The 21,184-nt window shown below is 42.3% G+C and carries 12 protein-coding genes and 1 pseudogene; 5 read left to right on the top strand and 8 right to left on the bottom strand.

Annotated elements, in window-relative coordinates:
* The first annotated feature begins 450 nt into the window (after positions 1-450).
* Positions 451-2,544 carry an ATP-binding protein gene (locus tag MHN33_RS11020; protein WP_239397977.1) on the top strand — a complete coding sequence of 698 codons (2,094 nt, stop codon included), beginning with the start codon at positions 451-453 and terminating at the stop codon, positions 2,542-2,544.
* A 310-nt stretch (positions 2,545-2,854) separates the two neighbouring features.
* A complete protein-coding gene (locus MHN33_RS11015; RefSeq protein ID WP_239397976.1) occupies positions 2,855-3,334 on the top strand; it encodes a hypothetical protein in 480 nt (159 codons plus the stop codon).
* Positions 3,335-3,410: 76 nt separating this feature from the next.
* Here MHN33_RS11015 and rmuC read toward each other — a convergent pair whose 3' ends face one another.
* The 6 genes from rmuC to MHN33_RS10985 form a co-directional block, all read right to left on the bottom strand.
* Complete coding sequence (gene rmuC, locus MHN33_RS11010) at positions 3,411-4,868, bottom strand: DNA recombination protein RmuC (RefSeq protein ID WP_239397975.1); 1,458 nt, start codon at positions 4,866-4,868, stop codon at positions 3,411-3,413.
* Between the two features lie 119 nt (positions 4,869-4,987).
* Positions 4,988-5,680, bottom strand: a complete 693-nt coding sequence (locus MHN33_RS11005) for a response regulator (RefSeq protein ID WP_239397974.1) — start codon at positions 5,678-5,680, stop codon at positions 4,988-4,990.
* The gene (locus MHN33_RS11000) at positions 5,681-5,887 is read right to left on the bottom strand and encodes a hypothetical protein (protein ID WP_046005164.1); all 207 of its coding nucleotides are present in this window, start codon (positions 5,885-5,887) and stop codon (positions 5,681-5,683) included.
* A gap of 238 nt (positions 5,888-6,125) precedes the next feature.
* Positions 6,126-9,221 (bottom strand): DEAD/DEAH box helicase, encoded by a 3,096-nt coding sequence (locus MHN33_RS10995; RefSeq protein ID WP_239397973.1) that lies wholly within the window; start codon positions 9,219-9,221, stop codon positions 6,126-6,128.
* 155 nt (positions 9,222-9,376) lie between these two features.
* On the bottom strand, positions 9,377-10,339 hold the full coding sequence (locus tag MHN33_RS10990) for a transcriptional regulator (protein ID WP_239397972.1): 963 nt from the start codon (positions 10,337-10,339) through the stop codon (positions 9,377-9,379).
* A gap of 16 nt (positions 10,340-10,355) precedes the next feature.
* Positions 10,356-11,588: an AAA family ATPase gene (locus MHN33_RS10985; RefSeq protein WP_239397971.1), complete on the bottom strand. Its 1,233-nt coding sequence runs from the start codon at positions 11,586-11,588 to the stop codon at positions 10,356-10,358.
* A 700-nt stretch (positions 11,589-12,288) separates the two neighbouring features.
* Between MHN33_RS10985 and MHN33_RS10980 the strand changes: the two genes are divergently transcribed.
* On the top strand, positions 12,289-13,503 hold the full coding sequence (locus MHN33_RS10980; protein ID WP_125719856.1) for a replication protein A: 1,215 nt from the start codon (positions 12,289-12,291) through the stop codon (positions 13,501-13,503).
* Positions 13,504-16,046: 2,543 nt separating this feature from the next.
* Here the strand turns inward: MHN33_RS10980 and MHN33_RS10975 are convergent.
* Positions 16,047-16,919: a DNA replication terminus site-binding protein gene (locus MHN33_RS10975; RefSeq protein ID WP_239397970.1), complete on the bottom strand. Its 873-nt coding sequence runs from the start codon at positions 16,917-16,919 to the stop codon at positions 16,047-16,049.
* Positions 16,920-17,427: 508 nt separating this feature from the next.
* On the opposite strand from MHN33_RS10975, the pseudogene MHN33_RS10970 reads away from it, so the two are divergent.
* Both MHN33_RS10970 and MHN33_RS10965 read left to right on the top strand, forming a co-directional pair.
* A pseudogene (locus MHN33_RS10970) lies at positions 17,428-18,254 on the top strand (IS5 family transposase).
* 618 nt (positions 18,255-18,872) lie between these two features.
* Positions 18,873-20,228 (top strand): 3-deoxy-7-phosphoheptulonate synthase class II, encoded by a 1,356-nt coding sequence (locus MHN33_RS10965; RefSeq protein WP_239397969.1) that lies wholly within the window; start codon positions 18,873-18,875, stop codon positions 20,226-20,228.
* A 31-nt stretch (positions 20,229-20,259) separates the two neighbouring features.
* On the opposite strand, the gene MHN33_RS10960 is transcribed toward MHN33_RS10965, so the two are convergent.
* The gene (locus MHN33_RS10960; protein ID WP_239397968.1) at positions 20,260-21,069 is read right to left on the bottom strand and encodes a pyruvate, water dikinase regulatory protein; all 810 of its coding nucleotides are present in this window, start codon (positions 21,067-21,069) and stop codon (positions 20,260-20,262) included.
* Between the last annotated feature and the right edge of the window lie 115 nt (positions 21,070-21,184).

Below are 21,184 nucleotides of genomic sequence, written 5' to 3'. Positions count from 1 at the left end.
TAGATGGCCTGTTACCAGAGCCAACAGACTCAACCGCTTTAATCTCAGCCAGATTAGCTCTGGATCACTATTTTACCCGCCTGCGAGTGTCAGATCAGGATTTTATCAGCTGACGCGCTTTTGATGACAGACAAGGGGCGTGAGTGGCAAAAAATAGGACGACCACTAGATTTTGGCTTAAAATTCGAAAAAACTCACCTGCTATTGGCTTAAAAGTTCGACTCGTTGCAATAATAAGCACGGCTCAGGCCACATTTTTACTAACTCCGGGGTCAATAAACCAAAATTTTACTAAGTCAGCAGCCGGATAAAACAGAATTTTACTAACTAGGTAGCCTTACAAACCATCATTTTACCAACTCAGCGAGCTGTAAACCCCCTTTACAGATCCATAATTGCACCACAATTATTGCATACTCTGAAAAAAGTCTGATGTGCCAGTAAGAAATTATGAAAAAAATACTGCTTCAATCTGCTTTTGCGTTACTCAGTATAGTCACTGTTAATGCGCAGGCAACCAACTCGACATTAACATTACAGGAAATCAAGAAGCTCGAATTGTCGGGCAATTACGAGCAAGCACTCAGTAGTCTGACCCCATTTTATACCCACGCCAACCAGCAAAAGCAACTAAAAGCACGCTTTGTTGAAGCACAAATCTATCGTAAGCAGGGTAACCATCAACAGGCCATTGATGCGTTAAACAGGCTACCCGGACATTTCCAGCTGGATATCGACAACCAGTACCGGCTTTATAAGGAACTGGGGATCAATTATCGACGTATGGGCAAGCTGGATGCTGCAGAAAGCAACTACAGACAGGCCTTAGAAACAGCTAAGGCGATGAATAATAATGACTTTGTAGGGCAAAGCTATTCTAATCTCGGCACCTTGTATGACAACAAGAATGAAATGGCGATAGCCATGCAGTTTCAGCTCAAAGCCAGGGATGCACTGAAAGGCAGCCAGCTTCATGGGGTAGTCGCCAACAACTTTTATAACCTGGGCGATATGGCCATGCGCTTCAATGACCTGGAGCAGGCCGAATTCTTTTTTACTAAAGCGCTGGTTGCAGACAAGAAGTCGGGTGAGCTGAGCAATATTGCCGGCACCGCCCTGAGACTGGCTCAGGTCACATTTAAGCGCAAAAACTACTTACTGGCAGTGGAGAAAACCACCGAGGCCATTGAGCTGCTGGAACAAATACCAGCCAATGTCAGCCTGGCGCGCGCCCATAAGTTAATCAGTCAAGCCTATCTCAAGCTGGAGAAAGGGGCCAAGGCCGAGGAGCACGCCAGATTGTCGATGCACTACGCCACCCAAACTGATAACCAGCTCCAGCGATTTCATGCACACATCATTATGGCCCGCGCTTACCTATATCAGCATAAACCCGAGCAGGCACGACCCCACTACGAATGGTTGACACGCTTTATGGCAGACGAGCATGAGAATTCATATATATCTCAGCTTTATTTCAACCTGAAAGCCAAATATGACTTTCAGCAAGGTAACCACCAGGAAGCTTACGAGGCGCTCAGCAAAGCAAATACCTTTTTTGCCCAGAATATAGAAAAAGCCAACTCCGAGCAGGCACTAACTCACAAGCGCACCATAGACACGGTGATGCAGCAGCAGCGCCTGGATGACTCAGAGCATCACCGTAAACTAACTGAAAGCCAGCTGCGCAATGCACAACTGATGCAGCGCATGTGGTTATTTGTTGCCCTGACCTGTCTATTACTGGGTATTTTGATCAGTTATATCTTGTTCAGTAAAAACCGAACGGCGCGTCTTAAAGCCAATCTCTACCAGCAGAACCTCAAACAAAAAGATCAGATGCTGGCTGATATTTCTCATGAACTGAGAACACCGCTGAGTGTACTTAAGCTGCACATTGAGGCATTGGAATATAATTTGCTGGACGACGATACTCTGGCTTACAGCAAGATCAATGAAAAAATATCTCAGCTGAACCACCTGATCTCGGACGTTTATCAACTCTCTCAGGCCGATAACCAGGCTATGGTGGTCAACAATCAGCCTTACTGTACCCGAACGCTTGCTGACAGCTACTGCTATGACATCAAGCGCCTGGTACAAAGCAATGATCTGCACTTTAGTGCCGATGTTTCGATCCCAACCCAAGCCAGTGTGTTGATCGATAAGCCCAAGCTGGACAGAGTAATAGACAACCTTGCAAAAAACGCTTGCCTGTATACAGACAAGCCTGGCCAGGTACGCCTTAAGATACGGCAAAACTGTGAGGGACTGATCATTCAGCTGGAAGACTCTTCACCGGGCGTGTCGGACAATGAAAAGCCACGTTTATTTGAACGTTTATACCGGGTAGAAAGCTCACGCAGCCGGGCAACCGGAGGATCAGGCCTGGGATTATCCTTATGTAAAAGTCTGGTGGAATCCATGTCAGGTGAGATTGAGCTCAGGGATAGCAGGCTGGGGGGACTCTCAGTAAGAGTGACATTATACGCGGCTTCGACAGCACCGAAAGCGAAAACGCCACAAACGACGGTACAGGTTTAGAGCTCAGAATGCCTGTCCTATTGTCAGGCATTCTTTTCTTAGCCTGCTCTTTATTTAGTCAAACTTGCAATTCTTTTTAAACAGACAAGAGCAAAATAGCCACAGGCAATAGACAAAGGCCTGACCCACTTCAAATTGTTTTGGATAATTAACACTCGAAGTATAGGATTAAATTATTTCAGCCTTCACAGATCCGACCTCAATAAAAATCGGCCAATAACTGATCCGATCAGGCGTAATGCATGTTCTCCTCCATTTTCTTTCCACAATGATTGGTTTTAATAAGCAATATACACGGGAGGAATGGTCTATGACACAGCGTACTATGAAACACAATGAATGGGTAAAAATTGTTGAATCCAGACATCGTCAGAAAAAGCAAAATACGACAGTAAAAGCCACATTACCAATCTGGTCTATGTTACTGGGCGGCTTTATCATTCTTTCAGCTGCATGGACTTATTTTGTTGATAGCTCATCTGAACAAGTGCAGATTGCAGCCATTGATTCAAGCGCCCAAAAACGCATTACGCGCTACTTTTCTAAGCAGTTCATGATGGGCAGCTGGAAATTCAATAATATTGATTTTAAAAGCGGCGAGCTGAATGTGTTTATTCAGATCCCAACTAAACTGGCAATGTCGGAAAGTGAAGTGAAAGAATATATTCGCAATTCATTGTGCCCGGCAGCAAGCAGCCGTATTTGGCAGGATGTACAAAATAACGACATGTATATTTACCTGTATACAGACATGCCACGCAGAGGTAAGTACGCCCTGTGTAATAGCTAATCATACGCAAATAAAGAAAGGGCCTGATGGCCCTTTTTTATTAACTAGTTCCTTAGTATATATTCCATAACACTATTTATTCCAGCTCCAGTTTGGCTTTTTCAGTTAACTCATTGGGTAATTCGCGAGACACAGAAACACCCAACTCTTTAAACTCCGAGGCTTGTTTAATCAAATTGCCTTTGCCGCTGTAGAGCTGAGCCATTGCTTTGTCGTAGCCTTCACGCGCCTTATCCAGTTGTTTACCAACGCCTTCCAGGCTATGTAAAAACGCATTCAGCTTGCTGTAAAACTTTTCAGCGCGTAGCGCCAGTTCCTTGCTGTGTTTACTTTGCTCTTCAAATCGCCACAACTGTTTAACGATATTCAGGCTGGTTAGCAGGGTCGTTGGCGTCGCAATTAAGACTTTGTTCTCAAGGGCGTACTGATACAAATCGGGCGCATATTTAATCGCTTCAACAAACGCCGATTCGACTGGAATAAACATGATCACCACTTCGGGGGAATTTAAACCAGGCAACCGCTCATAAGATTTATCTCCCAACTCTTTAACCCGGGCTTTAACCGCTTCAACGTGTGCCACAATGGCCTGGTTGGCCTCGCTGTCCTGCTCCGCGTTTACATAACGGGTGTAGGCATTCAACGACGTTTTTGCATCCACCACCAGGTGACGCTCCTGCGGCAGGTAAATGATCACATCAGGACGATATTTACCTTCTTCGGTAGAGAAGCTCACCTCGCGCTGGTAGTCATTGCCGGGACGCAAGCCTGCACTATCGAGCACATTCTCCAGCATCAACTCACCCCAGTTACCCTGGGTTTTCTTCTGGCCCTGCAACGCATTTGTCAGCTTATGCGCCTGCTCGGTGATGGCCTGATTATTCGCCTGCAAATGCAATAACTCAGTACGCAGTGCCGCTCTTTGCTTTAACTCTTCACTGTGAATGGCTTCCATTTTATCCCGAAAGCCCTTGAGTTCGCCCTGAACGGGCTGTAATAGCTGAGAAATTTTGTCCTGACTGTGACGGGCAAACTTTTCGCTTTTATCCTCAAAGATTTGCGTCGCGAGGTTCTCAAACTCCTGCTTCAAAATAGATTTTGATTGCTCCAGCTGGGCCAGTTGCGCATCAAAGGATTGCTGCTTCTGTGTCAGCGTGGTTTTCACGTCAGTCAGTTCCAGCTCCAGGCGATGTGCATAAGCCTGTGTATCCTGAGCCATGTCTTCAGCTTTTTGCCAGCGAACCTGCAACTCACTGGTTTGGCGTTGCTTTTCGGCAAGCCGGGCCTGAAGCTGCTGGCAGTCGCCATGCAGCTGCCAGTGTTGGGCCTGTGCTTGTTTAAGCTCATCATCCCGCTGCGCCAGCTGGTTTTGCAGTTGCTCGTTTTGCATCGCCAGTTGTGCCCGGGCAGTTTGGTTCTTCTGCCGAAACAAAAAATACAGTGGAGTAAAGACACTGGAAGATAACACAACGCCGGCACTGAGCAGTGTCAAAATATGCGTGGGAGAAAGGGAGGCTAAACTGGACCAAAACATAGGCATTCTCTTGCTGTTGCTATGTTTAGATAATATCAATTACATAGCCTAAATGCCTATTATATTGTACTTTTCTTCCAGTTCATTGTGGTAATGTCGCGGCGCTGATGCGCCGTCCATTATGCGTCGAGCTGTTGTTCATTAAAACGATAACCCGCACCATAAACCGATTCTACAATTTTGGGCGAGCAATCGATTTGCTTAATTTTTTTACGGATATTCTTAATGTGGCTGTCAATAACGCGATCAGAAATATCAAAGTTATCAGGCTGAATATGGTCAAGGATTTGCTGGCGTGAAAAGACCCGATTTGGCGCCTGGTACAACATGGCAAACACGTCGAACTCAACTTTGGTAAGAGACAGGGTCTGGCCCTTGATCGATACAATCAGTTGCTCAACGTCAACAACAATCGGTGCCTCCTGAGACGCACTGGGAGCCGCCTGACAGCGACGTAATATCGCTTTGATACGCATAACCAGCTCAGCAGCACTGAACGGCTTGCAGACGTAATCATCGGCCCCGAACTCTAACCCTTTTAAACGGTCAGCCTCAGAGACTTTCGCCGTCAGCATAACAATCGGCACCATAGAAAACTTCCGGATCTGGCGCATACATTCCACACCGTCCTGGTTTGGCAGCATGATGTCCATCAAAATGGCATCAGGGTTATTTTTTCTTACCCAATCGACCACTAAGGCACCATCCGCAATATGAGAAATGTCGAATCCAGAGGCTTTAAAAAATAGCATTACCTGCTCTGCAATGTCGTAATCATCCTCAACGATAAGAATATGGTGCTTAGATGTCATTTAGCCTCTCGATTTAGCCTTTAGTTGTGAAAGCTGCTTTTTAACCTGACCTTTTAATTTGTCTGATAACGTTTCATCAAATAGCAGCATGGTCAGAATACTTGCCAGATCTTCTGAACTGGCCACCTCGTTCAATAGATCATAATCACACTGCGACTGAGGTTCAATAAAGTTTAACTGTGAAATTGCATTTTCGTAGCACAACATAGCTCGCCCCTTGAGTCCATTGCATCCTAATTCGCCAATATGGTTATTAAAGTCTAACAATGTGGATCAAATATGGAACAACCTAAAAACGCACAAAAAAAAGCCGGTTCACACTGAACCGGCTCGATACAATACTTGTATTTAATAGGGGGAAATCAACAATATGCTTACTACAAACTGGGCGTTAACAACAAGCATAATGATAGACCCCCCTCTGTTCTAAAAAGTTCAGAAAAAATTAGTTTTTTATCATTTCGAGCATTTGCGCTTCATTAAACTGGGTCAAATTCACGCCCGCATCAGCAAACAGAGCATCTACCAGCGCCTGCTTGTCTTTTTGCATCTGATAAACCTTTTGTTCAATAGAGTTCGCAATGATCAACTTATAGACGAATACCGGTTTATCCTGACCGATTCGATAGGCTCTGTCTGTCGCCTGGTTCTCGACTGCCGGGTTCCACCAGGGATCAAAGTGGATCACAGTGTCTGCCTGGGTCAGATTCAGGCCGGTTCCGCCAGCCTTAAGGCTGATCAGGAAAACATCCACTTCACCTTCAGTAAAACGTGCAATGACCTTGTCTCGTTGTCGCGTTTGGCCTGTCAGCATAGTGAATGGAATGCCTAAATCGTCACAATGGTTGGCAATCATATCCAAAACACTGGTGAACTGACTGAAAATAATTACCTTGCGCCCTGCTTTAAGAAAGTTAGGTAGGTGACTTGATAGCCAGTCAAACTTGGCACTGTTAAATGCCTGAGTTTTATCGACCAGGCTGGGATGACAACAAATCTGGCGCAGCTTTAACAACGCATCCAGAAAAGCCAATTTACTTCGTTCCACACCTTGCTCTTTAAACAAATCAACCAGATTAGACTCAATTTTGGCCTGTACCTGATGATACATATCAGCTTGATCTCCGCTGAATTCAAGCTTTTTAACCAACTCAGTTTTTGCCGGCAACTCCCTGACCACTTCTGACTTAGTACGGCGCAGAATGAAAGGCGCTATCAGAGACTGGAGTTCTTTGGCACGGCGAGTGTCGTTTTCTTTCTCAATCGGCTGCTGGAAGTAGTGTTTAAACTGCTGCTTGGTGCCCAAAACATCCGGCATGACAAAATCCAGCAGAGACTTAAGTTCAAGCAGGTTATTCTCAACCGGTGTGCCACTGAGACATAGCTTAAACTCGGCAGACAACTGTTTCACACATTTGGAAATTTGCGCCGTTTCATTCTTGATGTACTGCGCTTCATCGAGCACGATGGAATCGAACTCCAGCTCAGAATAGTGCGCCAAATCACGTTTTAACAAAGGGTAGGTAGTAATAATAAAGCGCGCGCTTGCCACCTGATTGAGCTGCTTGTCACGTTGGGCACCATGCACAGTTAACAGTGGCAGATGCGGTGCAAAGCGACGGAATTCGTTTTGCCAATTACCAACCAGACTGGTCGGACACACAATCAAAGAAGGCTTAGTCACCAGGGTATTATGCTGAGAAATAAAATACGCAATTACCTGTAGGGTTTTGCCCAGACCCATGTCGTCGGCAAGGATCCCACCAAGCTGATGGCGATTCAGGAATCGCAGCCAGTCGACCCCCTGAATCTGATAATCTCGTAACGTAAAATGCTCGCCATGACCAGATGTGACCGCAGTGGCTGTCGGTTCGGGTTTACTCAACTCCTCTAGGTAATCTAGTAGGCGAGGGTCGTCTGAAACACTTTCTATAGCGGTTAGTTCAAACAACTTACTGGCGTAAGAGAGCGGAAACTTAAATTGCGAGCTGGAAAGGTAATAACTGAATCGGCCTTTAAGTTTTAACAGTTCGTCATATACGGCCTTGGGTACCGCGTAGAACTGCTCAGCAATCTTGATGTACTGATAAACATTGGCCAGAGAGTTCACCTCATGTGAAGGGACTTTATCCCAGTCGAGCGTGACCAGCTTATCATCAAACATCACGCGGCCAATTACATGATGTTTTTTGTCCCGTTTAAGTACCAGCGTGACTTTAGGTGTCAACACAGGTCGCCCGCCCTGGAGTTCATCGACCTGCCAAAGCTTGCTTTGCAAGTAAGGACGTACTTCGCTATTAAACCAGTGATACGTCACATCGTCGTCGTGTGGCAGTAAAAAGTGATTTTGCTGCGCAGTAAAACCAAGCCCGTTGAGCATTTTTTCGCAGCGGTTTAGCTGTTTCGCTTTTGAATAACGACCTTCCTTATCTAGCAAAGACAGCGCCAGTTTAAACGGCAGGCCTGGCTCTATGCTGAGTCTGGCAACTAGCTTATCCTTGTTAACCAGATGCTCGTGCCCCTGCGGTGGTGGCACGATATTGTCAGCAAATACATCCTGGAAACGTTTGATCACCGCTTCTATTTTTGTAGCATTGATCAACGGCATGGTATGCAAATGCGCAATTTCCTGGGCACTCAATTCAGACTCAATGCGACCTAGCACCATGTTCTCAGTATCAAGATACACTGGTGGATCTGTCTTAATCAGCTGCCACTGCTCAACACCGGTTAAATGACTGGTTAGGCGGTAATCATCGCGGTCTTTTTCCCAATCGAATTCAAGATGTTGCTTATGGCCAAATGTCAGGGGCTTTCGACTGCTTTGGTAGAAACAACGTTTGCTCTGCACCAACTGCTGCAAAGCCGAAAACCCCCAACTTCCGGAGAGTTCGAAATGACCAGGCGTGTTTTGCGAGCGGATCCAGGAAAAAAGTCTGAAATCACTTTCCAGTATATCCTTTGGTGGTACTTGACTATTCAGTTGATGCTCAGTCAGCGCACGACCAAGTGGGTAGATACCATCCGGCTTTTGCGGCGTAGTTTTAGGGTTAACCAGTAGCTCGTTACCGCGTGATTCAAGTACAAATAGCAGCACGTTAGTGACATCCAGGTCATTGGCTTGCTGTAACTGAGCTAATTCGTTGAACCAGTCATTGACCAGATAAGACTCTCCGAACCCGCCTGAATGATCGATTTTGAGCTTAAGCAGTACAGCTGCAATGTGACGACACTTGGGATTGTTTGAACAGGTGCATTGCGCTTCAACCGAAGGCGTTCCTTTAACCTGCTCAATTTTAATGTGCTGTGTAAAGGTGTTACCAAAGTTACCCATTACTTGGGCATCAATTTTGGTGAAATCCTCGGAGTGTTCCAAAAAGCTGATCTGCTCGTCATGCAAATACTGTTTAGCCTTGCTCAACAAGGCAGCATTGAAATACTGTTTGAGGAATCGCTCAGACAACGGAAATTGCGTCGACTGTTCCTGCTTAATTTCCTCAAATAGTGCTAGAAGTTGCTCTTTAGATAACTGCGAAGACATTCGTTTACAATAAAAAAGACGTAAAAGAGCAGTATATGAAATTACGTATTTGAGCTAAAGGGGCAAATGGCGATAAATTGGGAAAAAGTGACTGGTTGGATGACAACTGATTCGAAAAAGTACGAAAAACGGCCGGTAAATCCGGCCGTTAATACTCAGTTGAAGCTTGCGAGCAATTTCTCAAGTTGCTCCAGGCGTTTCTCAGTCATCACACGATCATCTATTTTTACTGTGATAGCACCGCTTTTAATATTCTTCTGTACTTTCACATAGTCGTTTTCGAGCAATGCGACGTTTCTCGATTCAGCCTTCGAAAAAGTCGTCAGATAATTGGTTAGCAATACTGCACGCTTTTCGTCACTGACAGGCTCGGATGTCAGCTTTTTTGATTCATATTCCGCTATTTTCTTTTTGAATGCTTCATTATGTTCCTGGATAGCCGTGATAAGTTTCTTAGCGGCTTCCCGACCCAGATGATTTGCTGTTGGGTAGAGACCAACAACTTCAACCGGGATTTGTTCAAATGCTTTTAAAGAGTCTGCAATAGCGGTATGTGATAAGCCTTCGATAGCGGCAATTTCGCGATAGGAGCCTTTTTTACCTTGTTGGATAAGTGCCTGCTTAGTCTGTGAAAAGGCTTTGCCCTGTTCCCATAAGCTCGGTGCAATGTACTGATCTGACGATACTGAGAGCACTTTTGCGTCTTCATCCGTAAAATCGGCAGAGGTTAAAATCACATAATCAGCCCCCCCCAGTAAACACGCTTTTCTGCGTCTGGAGCCTGATAATACTTCTTGTACTGAGCCTTTTTCCCAGCATAACGCAGGGTGTAAATTACGTTTATCAGCTTCAATGGCAGGCAGTATATCTGCAACAGACCGCTCGTTTAACAGTGTCTGATCGCGTCGATTATCGCCATATACCTTTGTAACATGACCTATCTCATTATGCTTGATCACCTTACAGATCAAAGTGATCATTCTATTAGGATCGCTTGGAGCGGGCATTGTTACTACATCACCCACTTTTGCCTGATCCAATAGATCATCCAAACTACTTCCTTCGACGGGTGTTGCAAATGGATCGATGCGTGTGTCGTTTTTACGTTTTCTAGCCATGAAATTGATTACCTGCTTACTGATCAAGTGATGATTGAGTTGATTGCCAATTTGAGCGGATCAACATCTCAAGCTCATCAACAACGTCTTTGATGTTTTCCTGCGATTTAATGAGAGACTCGCGACTAGCGAGTGAATCGGAAGTTTTCTGATCGAAAATCGTATTGAACGATGAAGAACTTGCCGTAATAGCGGAGCTATGATTGATCGGATAACTCATGACCTGGCGACCAAAGGCACTGCGAACATCTTTTACAATGTCACGCTGAGAATGATTACCCTTTACATAGTTAGTAACCAGGAATTGCATAAAATCCCAGCCTTCATGGCCAAGGGCTGCTACAGTATGATAGATCTCGCCCAATCGTTTCAGATACTTATTATTTGCGTCAAAGTCTACAGCTTCTGGATGCACTGGGATCAACATGGCTGTAGACGCCATCAACGCATTATAGAACATGAAATTAAGAGAAGGCGCGGTATCTATCAGGATTATGTCGAACTGCTCTGAAACCGGGTCTATGACCTTCTCCTTTAACTTATGATAGTGGCGGGTCTGTGCATAGGTCGAAGATTCCTTTAGCTCAGTTGCAGTTTCATGCTCAAAATAAAAATCATCCATGCCTGAGGGTAATACACGGATATTTGGAATATGTGTTTCTCTGAATGCATCTGATACCAATTGACCCCAGGTTTCACCTTCATCAAGTTCTATACAATCACGCATTAGATCACCGACTGTGATCGGTTCAGGATCTTGTGAAGGAAAAAAACTGGAAGACGATCCTTGGGGATCAAGGTCAATGATCCCGATCCGGTATCGTTTTATATTTGTTGTCGCAAGTGCTGCTGCAATGTTTACTAGGCTGGTTGTCTTACCACAACCCCCTTTTAAACTATTAATCACAATAACCTGAAGTTTATCGGATGCCTGCCTGTGATCTGCTTTGATCCCCAATATTTCAGCCATAGAAAAAATATTGGCTAACGTATAAGCATAGTGACCATTAGCCCCTTTCTGAATTGCCAGGTGATCAAAATCACCTTGATCATGCCGTCTTTTCAGTGTTCTATTGTTTACGCCGAGCAAATCTGCTGCTGCTTTTTGTGTGTAAGTACGAAGTTCTTTATCTTCACTTTTAAGATGTGCACGATAATGCTGAATTCGACCTTCAAGTGATTTTTCAGCTACTTCAGCTGTTGCTTTAAGCAGCCGGTACGTTGAGAGCGCATTGCTATTGATAGACATACGTTATTTCCTTCAAATGATGGCTATTATTATAATGTCCATTACTTTTGCAGTAAACATAAAAAAACAATGACATCTTACTTTATATCTTACTTAAAGCTTAAATAAATAAGTTTAGAAATGGTTAGATCTATAGGTATTAAAGGCTAAGGGCCTATAAATGAAAGGTATCTTTTTGTTTTTATTGAATAAACAGTAAATTTTTTGGATCAAGAGAATACTTGGTTAAGATCAGATCTTTCTGTACTCCTAGATCGGCTTTTTACCAACCGTAGATTCAAAATCATAATTAATCACAATTTACACACAGCTTTATCCACTTTTACCTACGGCTGGATCCATATTTTACTAAGTTATTTCATGGGGTTATACACATTGCTGAGAATTTTGAAGGGATTTCATTGGTATAGATCTGATCTCTACTTAGAATGGATCGGATCCTTACTAGCCAGATCTCAATTTATCCACAACGATCGGCGTACAACGCGATATTTGGCTCAAATCAACGCTAGTTTTGTGATTTGAACCGCGATTTTGAGCAGCAGTTGATAAAATATTGATCCAGAAATGCGTGACAGTTAGTAAAAATGTGATCTCTTCGTGTTTTTTAGTCTGGATCAGTTTTATACTAACTTAAACAATTAACTTTTGATCGTGAATGTGTTGTCATTAACCGTCACAAAATTCTGGAAGTAATAAAATGAGCCGTAAGGTAAACATCTCTGTTGATAATTTACCTGATTCCCTTAGAGGTCAGATCCATGGTGTTGAAAGTGCAACTGACAACGAAAGTTTAGCGTTGTTTACTGATAACAAAGACGTACGCGTTTCACTTGAAAGTGCTACTCATGGTTTGAGGGCTTACTCTAATACCTTTAATCACTATGACCTGTGGGGACGGTTTGTTCGTTCTGGCTATAAAAAGCTACCTTTAGAAGAAGCTCCAAAGAAAACGATCATTTCCAGAAGAATTTCTGAAAAAGTTGATGGAATAGTATACGACGGTGAGCTAAAAATCACTCCTGCTGTGGTGAGCAGTAAAAAAGATGGGGAGGAAGCGGAATTTTTGGTTTGGCCATCAGATCGAGAAGAAAAGGTTGAACGTGCGCTGATCCGCCTCGCTTCAAAAGGTAAGATAGTAAAAATTAATTTTAAGTCCGGTATTCAATATGCTGTAATTTTTTCTATGAACGAGTTGGCTCAGGAGTTAAAAGCCGTTGGCCAATCAATGCCTTATCCTCAAATTAAAGAATCTTTAGAGGCGCTTCAAGGGTCCAAACTTTCATTTAAATATCGAGCCACTGATACTAAAAGCACTGATATAGATGACTCTTTCTATGAGTCGAATATGAATTTTTTATCTTCATTACACTTTAGCGGGAAAAAAGGTCAGGGTGGTAACGTTAAATGTGTAGCCTGTCTTAATGCGTTTGTTCATAACATGATCGACAATTTGGAGTACAAAGGGTATTACTTCAACAGTGCACAAGAGCTAAAACGAGGTTTATCTCGCTGGATGATGCTCCGTTTGTACCACTTATGGAGATATGCTGCGCCTGGTAAAACTTACCATTTTCGGCTGCTCTCTATCATGGAGAAATATGGTTCTATCTATCCTGATGATGAAATTACCGACAATAAACTGAAAGCACTAAGAAGGGATATGACCACAACGATGAAGGATTTGATCGAAAAAGGTGCTATCTCTGAATATCATATCTCAAACGTAAAAGATGATAAAAGCGGAAAAATTATTGATTACGTGTATGAAATGCACCCATCCGCTCAATTTTGTGACGAAATATTAGCATTAAATAAGCATAATAAGCGTATTGAAATCCAGGGAGGCAAGCGGATTGTAGAAAACGCTGAAGTTATTGATGAAGATACGCTCGAAGAAATTGTGAAAAAATAATTAGTTGATTAATAACTGCTCAATTTCACGAAGAACGTCTGATTATGTTAAATAAAAAGGCGTTCTATTGTTCAAAACAAAACTTTATAACGCAATGTGCAGATTCTTGTACTTGAACATATATTATGTTTGCTTAGTAAACACACACTTATCTTCAAATACCTTGTAGATTGTAGGATATAACCGGTTTTCCCATTTAATGATAAGATTGTTATAGATATTAAATATTTATGATGTGTTCTTTTAGTGGGGTATAGGATTCCACCGAATTTAGTTTGAGCGATTGGCGTTGGACGGTTATGATTGTAGCGTGCCTATGAGTATGATTAATCATTATTAAATGATGTGTTCCTTATCTATAGAAGGCAAGCCGTTTATTGGCAGGATAGATCCAAAAGTCGATTTGATCAGTGCGGTTGTACAATAAAGTGCAGTCTATGCGAGCCGGTTTATTTCGAATGGCTGTTAGCTTGCTGAATGACAGTGTGACGATTGAGTACAATGGCCGAACCCCATTATTATGGCTCATCTTAATGATGTGTTCTTGAGAAAAAACTATCGACTCGGAATAGAAACCAGATGTATCGAGAGCAAGTCGTCTATTGGCGAGATAGATCCAATAATTGATTTGATCAGAGGGTTGTGCGATGAGATGCAGTTTAGGCGAGCCGGTTTATTTCGAATAGCTGTTAGCTTGCTGATTGACAGTGTGACGATTGAGTACGATGGTCGAACCCCATTATCATGGCTCATATTAATGATGTGTTCTTTTAGTGGGGCATAGGATTATACCTGGATCAGTATGAGTGATTGAGGTTGGACGGTTATGACTGTAGCGTGCTTATGAGTATGGTTAATCAATATTAAATGATGTGTTCCTTATCTATAGAAGGCAAGCCGTTTTATTCCGAATGGCTGTTAGCTTGCTGATTGACAGTGTGACGATTGAGTACAATGGTCGAACCCCATTATCATAGCTCATATTAATGATGTGTTCTTTTAGTGGGACATAGGATTATACCTGGATCAGTATGAGTGATTGAGGTTGGACGGTTATGACTGTAGCGTATCTACGAGTATGGTTAATCATTATTAAATGATGTGTTCCTTATCTATAGAAGGCAAGTCGTTTATTGGCGAGATAGATCCAATAATTGATTTGATCAGGGGGTTGTGCGATGAGATGCAGTCTAGGCGAGCCGGTTTATTTCGAATAGCTGTTAGCTTGCTGATTGACAGTGTGACGATTGAGTACAATGGTCGAACCCCATTATCATGGCTCATATTAATGATGTGTTCTTTTAGTGGCGCATACGATTCTACCTGGATTAGTATGAGTGATTGAGGTTGGACGGTTATGACTGTAGCGTATCTACGAGCATGGTTAATCATTATTAAATGATGTGTTCCTTATCTATAGAAGGCAAGCCGTTTATTGACAAGATAGATCCAAGAGTCGATTTGATCAGTGCGGTTGTGCAATGAAGTGCAGTCTAGGAGACCCGGTTCATTTCGAAAGGCTGTTAGCTTGCTGATTGACAGTGTGACGATTGAGTACGATGGCCGAACTACATTATCATGGCTCACATTAATGATGTGTTCTTTTAGTGGGGCATACGATTCTACTTGGGTTAGTATGAGTGATTGAGGTTGGACGGTTATGAATGTAGCGTATCTATGAGCATGGTTAATCATTATTAAATGATGTGTTCCTTATCGATAGAAGGCAAGCCGTTTATTGGCAAGATAGATCCAAAAGCCGATTTGATCAGGGTGGTTGTGCAATGGAATGAAGTTTAAGCGAACTGGTCTATTTCGAATGGCTGTTAGATTGCTGATTGCAGTGTGACGATTGAGTACAATGGCCGAACCCCATTATCATGGCCCCTATAAATGATGTGTTCTTTTAGTGGGGCATTCTGCCTGGACAGTGATGACTCCTGTGTGTCGATGAGACTGGTTAACTCAAGCTAATGATGTGTCCTTGAAAAGAGACTATCGACTTGGAATAGAAACCTGGAGCATTGTGATTAGTGTATCGAGAGCAAGCAGATTATTGGCAAGATAGATCCAAAAGTTGAGGTGGAGGGATTCGTTGGTTAGTACTACTTAATGACAGAACTTTTAAAATGACACGCCCTTTTGAAGGGTAATTGATTATGTTAAATCAGAGGAGGTTTATCCTTGACGTGGTACAACCATTACGTTAGAGGCCTAATACATACTGGTACAAAATATGGGTAAGCATTAACTAATGCATCCAACTACTATAAGTGAATGCCGCTGTTCTTTTTTACTGATGCTCTAATGTTGAATGAACGGCCTTTTTGGAGATGATACAATGAACATAACATTTCAATATGATGTATTTTATCAATCTGTAATATTGCTGGCTTAAGCAAAAAGCAAATTTACGATTTTCAAGATGAAATGCTGTAATGTTAGTTGGCAATCACTTATTTTATAGGCATGTAATGATGTGATCTTTATGGCTATGTTAAGTAGGGCAAATACCTCTGCGTTTATTTTATTACAATTTAAAATTAGCTTTTGATGGTTTCCAAATAAATTCTTTCTATTAGATAATTATACTCTTTTTTTCTGGGGTCGTTTTCATCACGAATGTAATTTTTTAGCTCTCCAATTTTGGTTTCCTTTTGAGGATTTAGCAATACGAACGGCAAAGCTCCACTAACATGATATCTATTTTTGGCACTGAAACGAACGTTAACTTCAGGACTTACTCGAGTAGGTCTTTTTATTCTTAACTTTGCTAAAGAAGGCAAACTTGCTACTCTAACCCGCTCTTGCTCTACCAGAGATTGCCAATTGTTTTGATCAATTGCTCTTGGATTTGTATACTGAGAAGACCTTTGCAATATATCCAAAGCTGCTTTTTTAGAAAGTGTCTTGGTTGAATGTTTAGTCATCCAAGTAAAGCGTACGGAGTAAGGAATAGCTTGCTCGAAATGAATTTTTCTGTAGGCTGCTAATGTCACCAACCCTGGGATGGCACTGTGTACCGCCTCGAATCTTGCATCATTATTTGCGATCTCAAGAATAAGCTCTCTAAAAGCATCTTTAGCAAGGTTAATTTCAACTAGCCTGTTTTTTATTTCACAGCTAGGGTCATTAACAAGAAGTATTCCGGGGTGTCTGGTAAGTACCTTTCCACTTTCCTTTTTATCAAGGAAAAGATCTTTGTATGATGCAATACAACTTGCCAGTGCTGCCTTACCTGTTAGTTTTTCAACATGGATACTATCCGGTGCTGAAAGTTCATCTTTCTTTTGAACTGGAGGAAGTTTAAAGTAGCTAGCTTGAATTATTTCAGCTTGTTGAAGCTCTTCACAAAAGAGTGAGATCTGGTCAAATAAATAATCAAAATGAGAACGTATAGAGAGTTTACTTTTCATGATACGAAACCTGATTTATCAGGAAATTGATTATACATGTTTTATTTCCTAAATCTAACTAGATGTCTCTTTGTAAGCAATATAAGTCATTTAAAGATTAGACTATATGACTAATGTGTATTATTAAATAATGTATGATGTGTTCCTTTATTTTAGTTTGTTTATGGGTTAAAAGCAATGAGTATTCTATATGGTTGGCTGTTCATACTTTCATGAGGGGATACAGAATGTTTAATTAATAATCAAATCTTAATGAAAGCAGATTTTTACCTTGGTAAGGCAGGGGACTATTGTATTTGGATTGGAAATGTATCTAAGAATGAGAGGATCTTTATCAAAGCTGAAAAGAGCACATGCTAACAAGTCACATTTTTATATGAGAATACAGCGACATACTTTGAAGGAAGTGCACTAAAAACTACATACGGAATAGGCGTTGTTTCCTAAATCATCGAACTAATCTAGCATTGTATGATCAGATCTCAAAAGCAAACACCGAGACTGAACTTTGCAAGAAAAGCGTATCACTAACTGGCGTGATTACAACAAAGCCCTTATCGCCAGAGGCAACATCCAGCTTTGGTTTTCCGAGGATGCAATTACCCAGTGGAACAACACGCAACATCACTGCGCTAAAGGGCGAGCAAATCATTTCTCTGAGCTGGCTATTGAGATCTGTCTGACTTTGCGGGCTGTATTTCGCTTGTCTCTTCGAGCTACGCAGGGTTTTGTTTCTTCGCTGATATCAATGCCGAAGCTTGGTTTGGATACGCCAACTTATAGTTGTTTGTGAAAGCGTAGTGCAGAGCAGGCAGTTCGTTACAGGCACAAATTCTAGTGTATCCGCAGGCATTGATATCGTGGTTGATAGCACTGGTTTAAAGGTATATGGAAATGGTGAGTGGCATGCAAGAAAAGATGGTGCGAATAAACGCCGGACCTGGCGAAAGTTACATCTGGCCATTGCGCAGGAAAGTCAGTTCGGTAAAAGCGGATGGTGCATATGATACTAGAGGCTGTTATGCCGAAGTAGCAGCCAAAAAGGCCGACGCAGTGATCCCGCCAAGGTGTAATGCGCAGTTGTGGGAAGATGGACATGCTCGCAACTGCGCTGTTATTTTAACAAAGCATATAGGCAGCAGTGAGTGGAAAAAGTGTGTTAACTACCATCAACGTTCGCTGGCTGAAACAGCAATGTACCGGTATAAACAGCTAATGGGTGACAAGCTGGTTAGTCGTGGATTAAATAAGCAGCACGCTGAAGCGATGATAAAAGTGAAAGTGCTCAATAGAATGGCAAGGCTAGGTATGCCTGAATATCAGGGAAACAGCTGAAATTACGGTGTTACCTAAGCTATCTGTATTTGGTCAACAAGGCCTACGGAATAATGAACTTTTAACTTCCATATAAGAGGTTCTCAACGCAGGTTCAACAAATTATTAAGCTACGGAGATTCGAGCAAGCTTTCTCATTCTCATTTTGGTTATTGCAGACCTTTCATTATGGATTTCCAACAATCAGGTCTCAAATTTTCATTAAATGTAATAGAACTCTGAACTTGCTACAGGCAAGTGAATACGGAACTGAGCATAAGTAACATTACAAGTGCCATTGAGGGGTAACGTCTGGCAACAAAAAGGCGTACCACACAGGTTACTAGTATTATGCCAAATATTTAACATAATACAGCCGGCAGAGTCTAAAGTCTTGCTGATGATTCTGTATGTTTCAAATTTAATAAATCTTACCTACTTTACTGAAACTAAGACGCCTAGTTCATGTTAGCGTATGCTGAATTTTTTGATAGTGCTGAGGTATATATTGAAAAGCATATTGTATGATGTGTTCTCATTTGATGAATTATCCTTGAAATTCTTCGAAATATCCTTGATGCCATTGCGTCTATAAGGTAACTTGCTTTTGAGGTAACTAATGAGGAATGAGGAAAAAATATGAAGCCTTGGAGTCCAGATAGCTGGAGAGATCACCCAATAGTACAACAACCGGAATACCCGGACAAAATAGAATTGGAATCGGTTGAGAAGCAAATTAATGCGGCACCACCTTTAGTTTTTGCTGAAGAAACACGAAGCTTATATAAAAGCCTTGCAGATGTGTGTGAAGGCAAAGCTTTCTTATTGCAAGGGGGTGACTGCGCTGAGTCCTTTGCAGACTTTAGTGCAACCAGTATCAGAGATACATTTAAAACACTTCTACAAATGGCTGTTGTACTTACCTATGGTGGTAAGTGCCCGGTCGTAAAAATTGCAAGAATGGCAGGTCAGTATGCTAAACCTCGCTCATCAGACTACGAAACCATTAATGGCGTTGCACTACCGTCCTACCGGGGAGATATTGTAAACAGTTTCGAGTTTACAGAAGAGGCTCGTATCCCAGACCCCAAGAGACTTTTAACTGCATATCATCATAGTGCTTCAACGCTTAACCTGCTACGTGCCTTTGCTCAAGGTGGATTAGCCGATTTGCATCAGGTAAGTCGATGGAATATGAGCTTTGTTGCCGCTAACCCGATGAAAGAAAAGTTTCAACAACTGGCGAATCGTATTCAGGAAGCACTGGAATTTATGGAAGTGTGTGGTATCGACTCATCAGTAACCCCTAGTCTGAAGGAAACACACCTTTATACATCACATGAAGCATTGTTATTGGGATATGAACAAGCACTTACTCGCCGAGACCACCTTAGTGGAGATTGGTATGATTGTTCAGCGCACTTTGTATGGATTGGTGAACGCACGCGACAGTTAGATCACGCGCATATCGAGTTTTTCAGGGGAATCAAAAACCCAATAGGCGTGAAAGTTGGCCCTGGTATGAAACCAGATGAACTCATTCAGCTGATTGATGCACTTAACCCGGATAACATTCCAGGACGACTAACACTTATCACACGAATGGGTGCTGATATCTTGCCTGAGAAACTCCCTGCACTGGTTAGAAAAGTACAGGAAGAAGGACGAAAAGTTGTGTGGAGTTCTGACCCAATGCACGGCAATACTGAAAAAGCAAGCACAGGATATAAAACTCGCAGTTTCAATAATATTTTACGCGAAATCAGCCAATTTTTCGCTGTGCACAAAGCTGAAGGCTCATACCCAGGCGGCGTTCACCTGGAAATGACTGGCCAGCACGTAACTGAGTGTATTGGTGGCGCTTACGGCTTATCAGATGAAGATTTGGCGCAGCGTTATCGTACTCAATGTGACCCGCGTTTAAACGCAGATCAGGTTTTGGAGTTGGGCTTCTTAGTAGCTGATTTGCTAAAAGACACAAAGAGTCGAATCTAAAATTATAAGAAAGGCCCTCACAGGGCCTTTTCTAATATTTGCGTCTTTCCAGATCCGTCTCTGATATAATTTTTGCAGATATCTCTTCAACCGAGAACTTAGTTGAGTTTAGATATGGGATCTTATTCTTCTTAAATAACATTTCAACTTCACGTACTTCGATCCTACATTGTCTAATGGAGGCGTAACGAGAGTTGGCCATACGCTCTTGCCTTATAGCTGACAAGCGCTCAGGGTCAATCGTTAAACCAAAAATCTTATGTTTAAAAGGCATTAAACACTTCGGTAATGTGCCTTTTTCAAGGTCATCTTCTGTCATTGGATAATTGGCCGCCTTAATACCGTACTGCAGTGCTAGGTATAAACTAGTCGGTGTCTTGCCGCTGCGACTTACGCCAACCAAAATGATATCAGCTTTTTCATAGTCCTTAACGTTGGCGCCGTCATCATTGGCCAGCGCATAGTTGACAGCATCAATCCTGAAATCATAAGTTGCTTCATGGATACTATGTGTCCTATGGATTTTTGGCACAGGCGCTACTTTTAGTTCTCTTTTTACAATTTCGCTGGAGTAAGATAAAAAATCATAGCAAACCCCGTCGGAAGCCAAAATGATATCGGACAGAATCGGGTTGACAAAAGTGAAAAAAACCAATGGTTTCTCGCCGCTAGATTTTGCCGTCGCATTAATTAACTCTTTGATTTTTTGCGCCTTATCGACTGTTTCAACAAATGGTATTGTTTTGTGATTAAAATCTACAGGAAACATGGATAAGGTGGCATGGCCGAATACTTCAGAGGTAATCGCCGTCCCGTCTGATATATAAAACGCAGTTCTCATTTTAACCTTTCAATTACTTTTTTAGTATTTTTTCGCGTCGTGGTTTACGTCACTATGCTTTAAGTTGTAGAATGCCTTCGACCTATAGGAAGGTCAATTTTTCTCTCACATTAAA

The sequence above is a fragment of the Pseudoalteromonas sp. OOF1S-7 genome, from assembly GCF_022347765.1.
In the GTDB taxonomy this organism is placed as follows: Bacteria; Pseudomonadota; Gammaproteobacteria; order Enterobacterales; family Alteromonadaceae; genus Pseudoalteromonas.
This window is presented reverse-complemented; position numbering and strand designations above follow the sequence as displayed.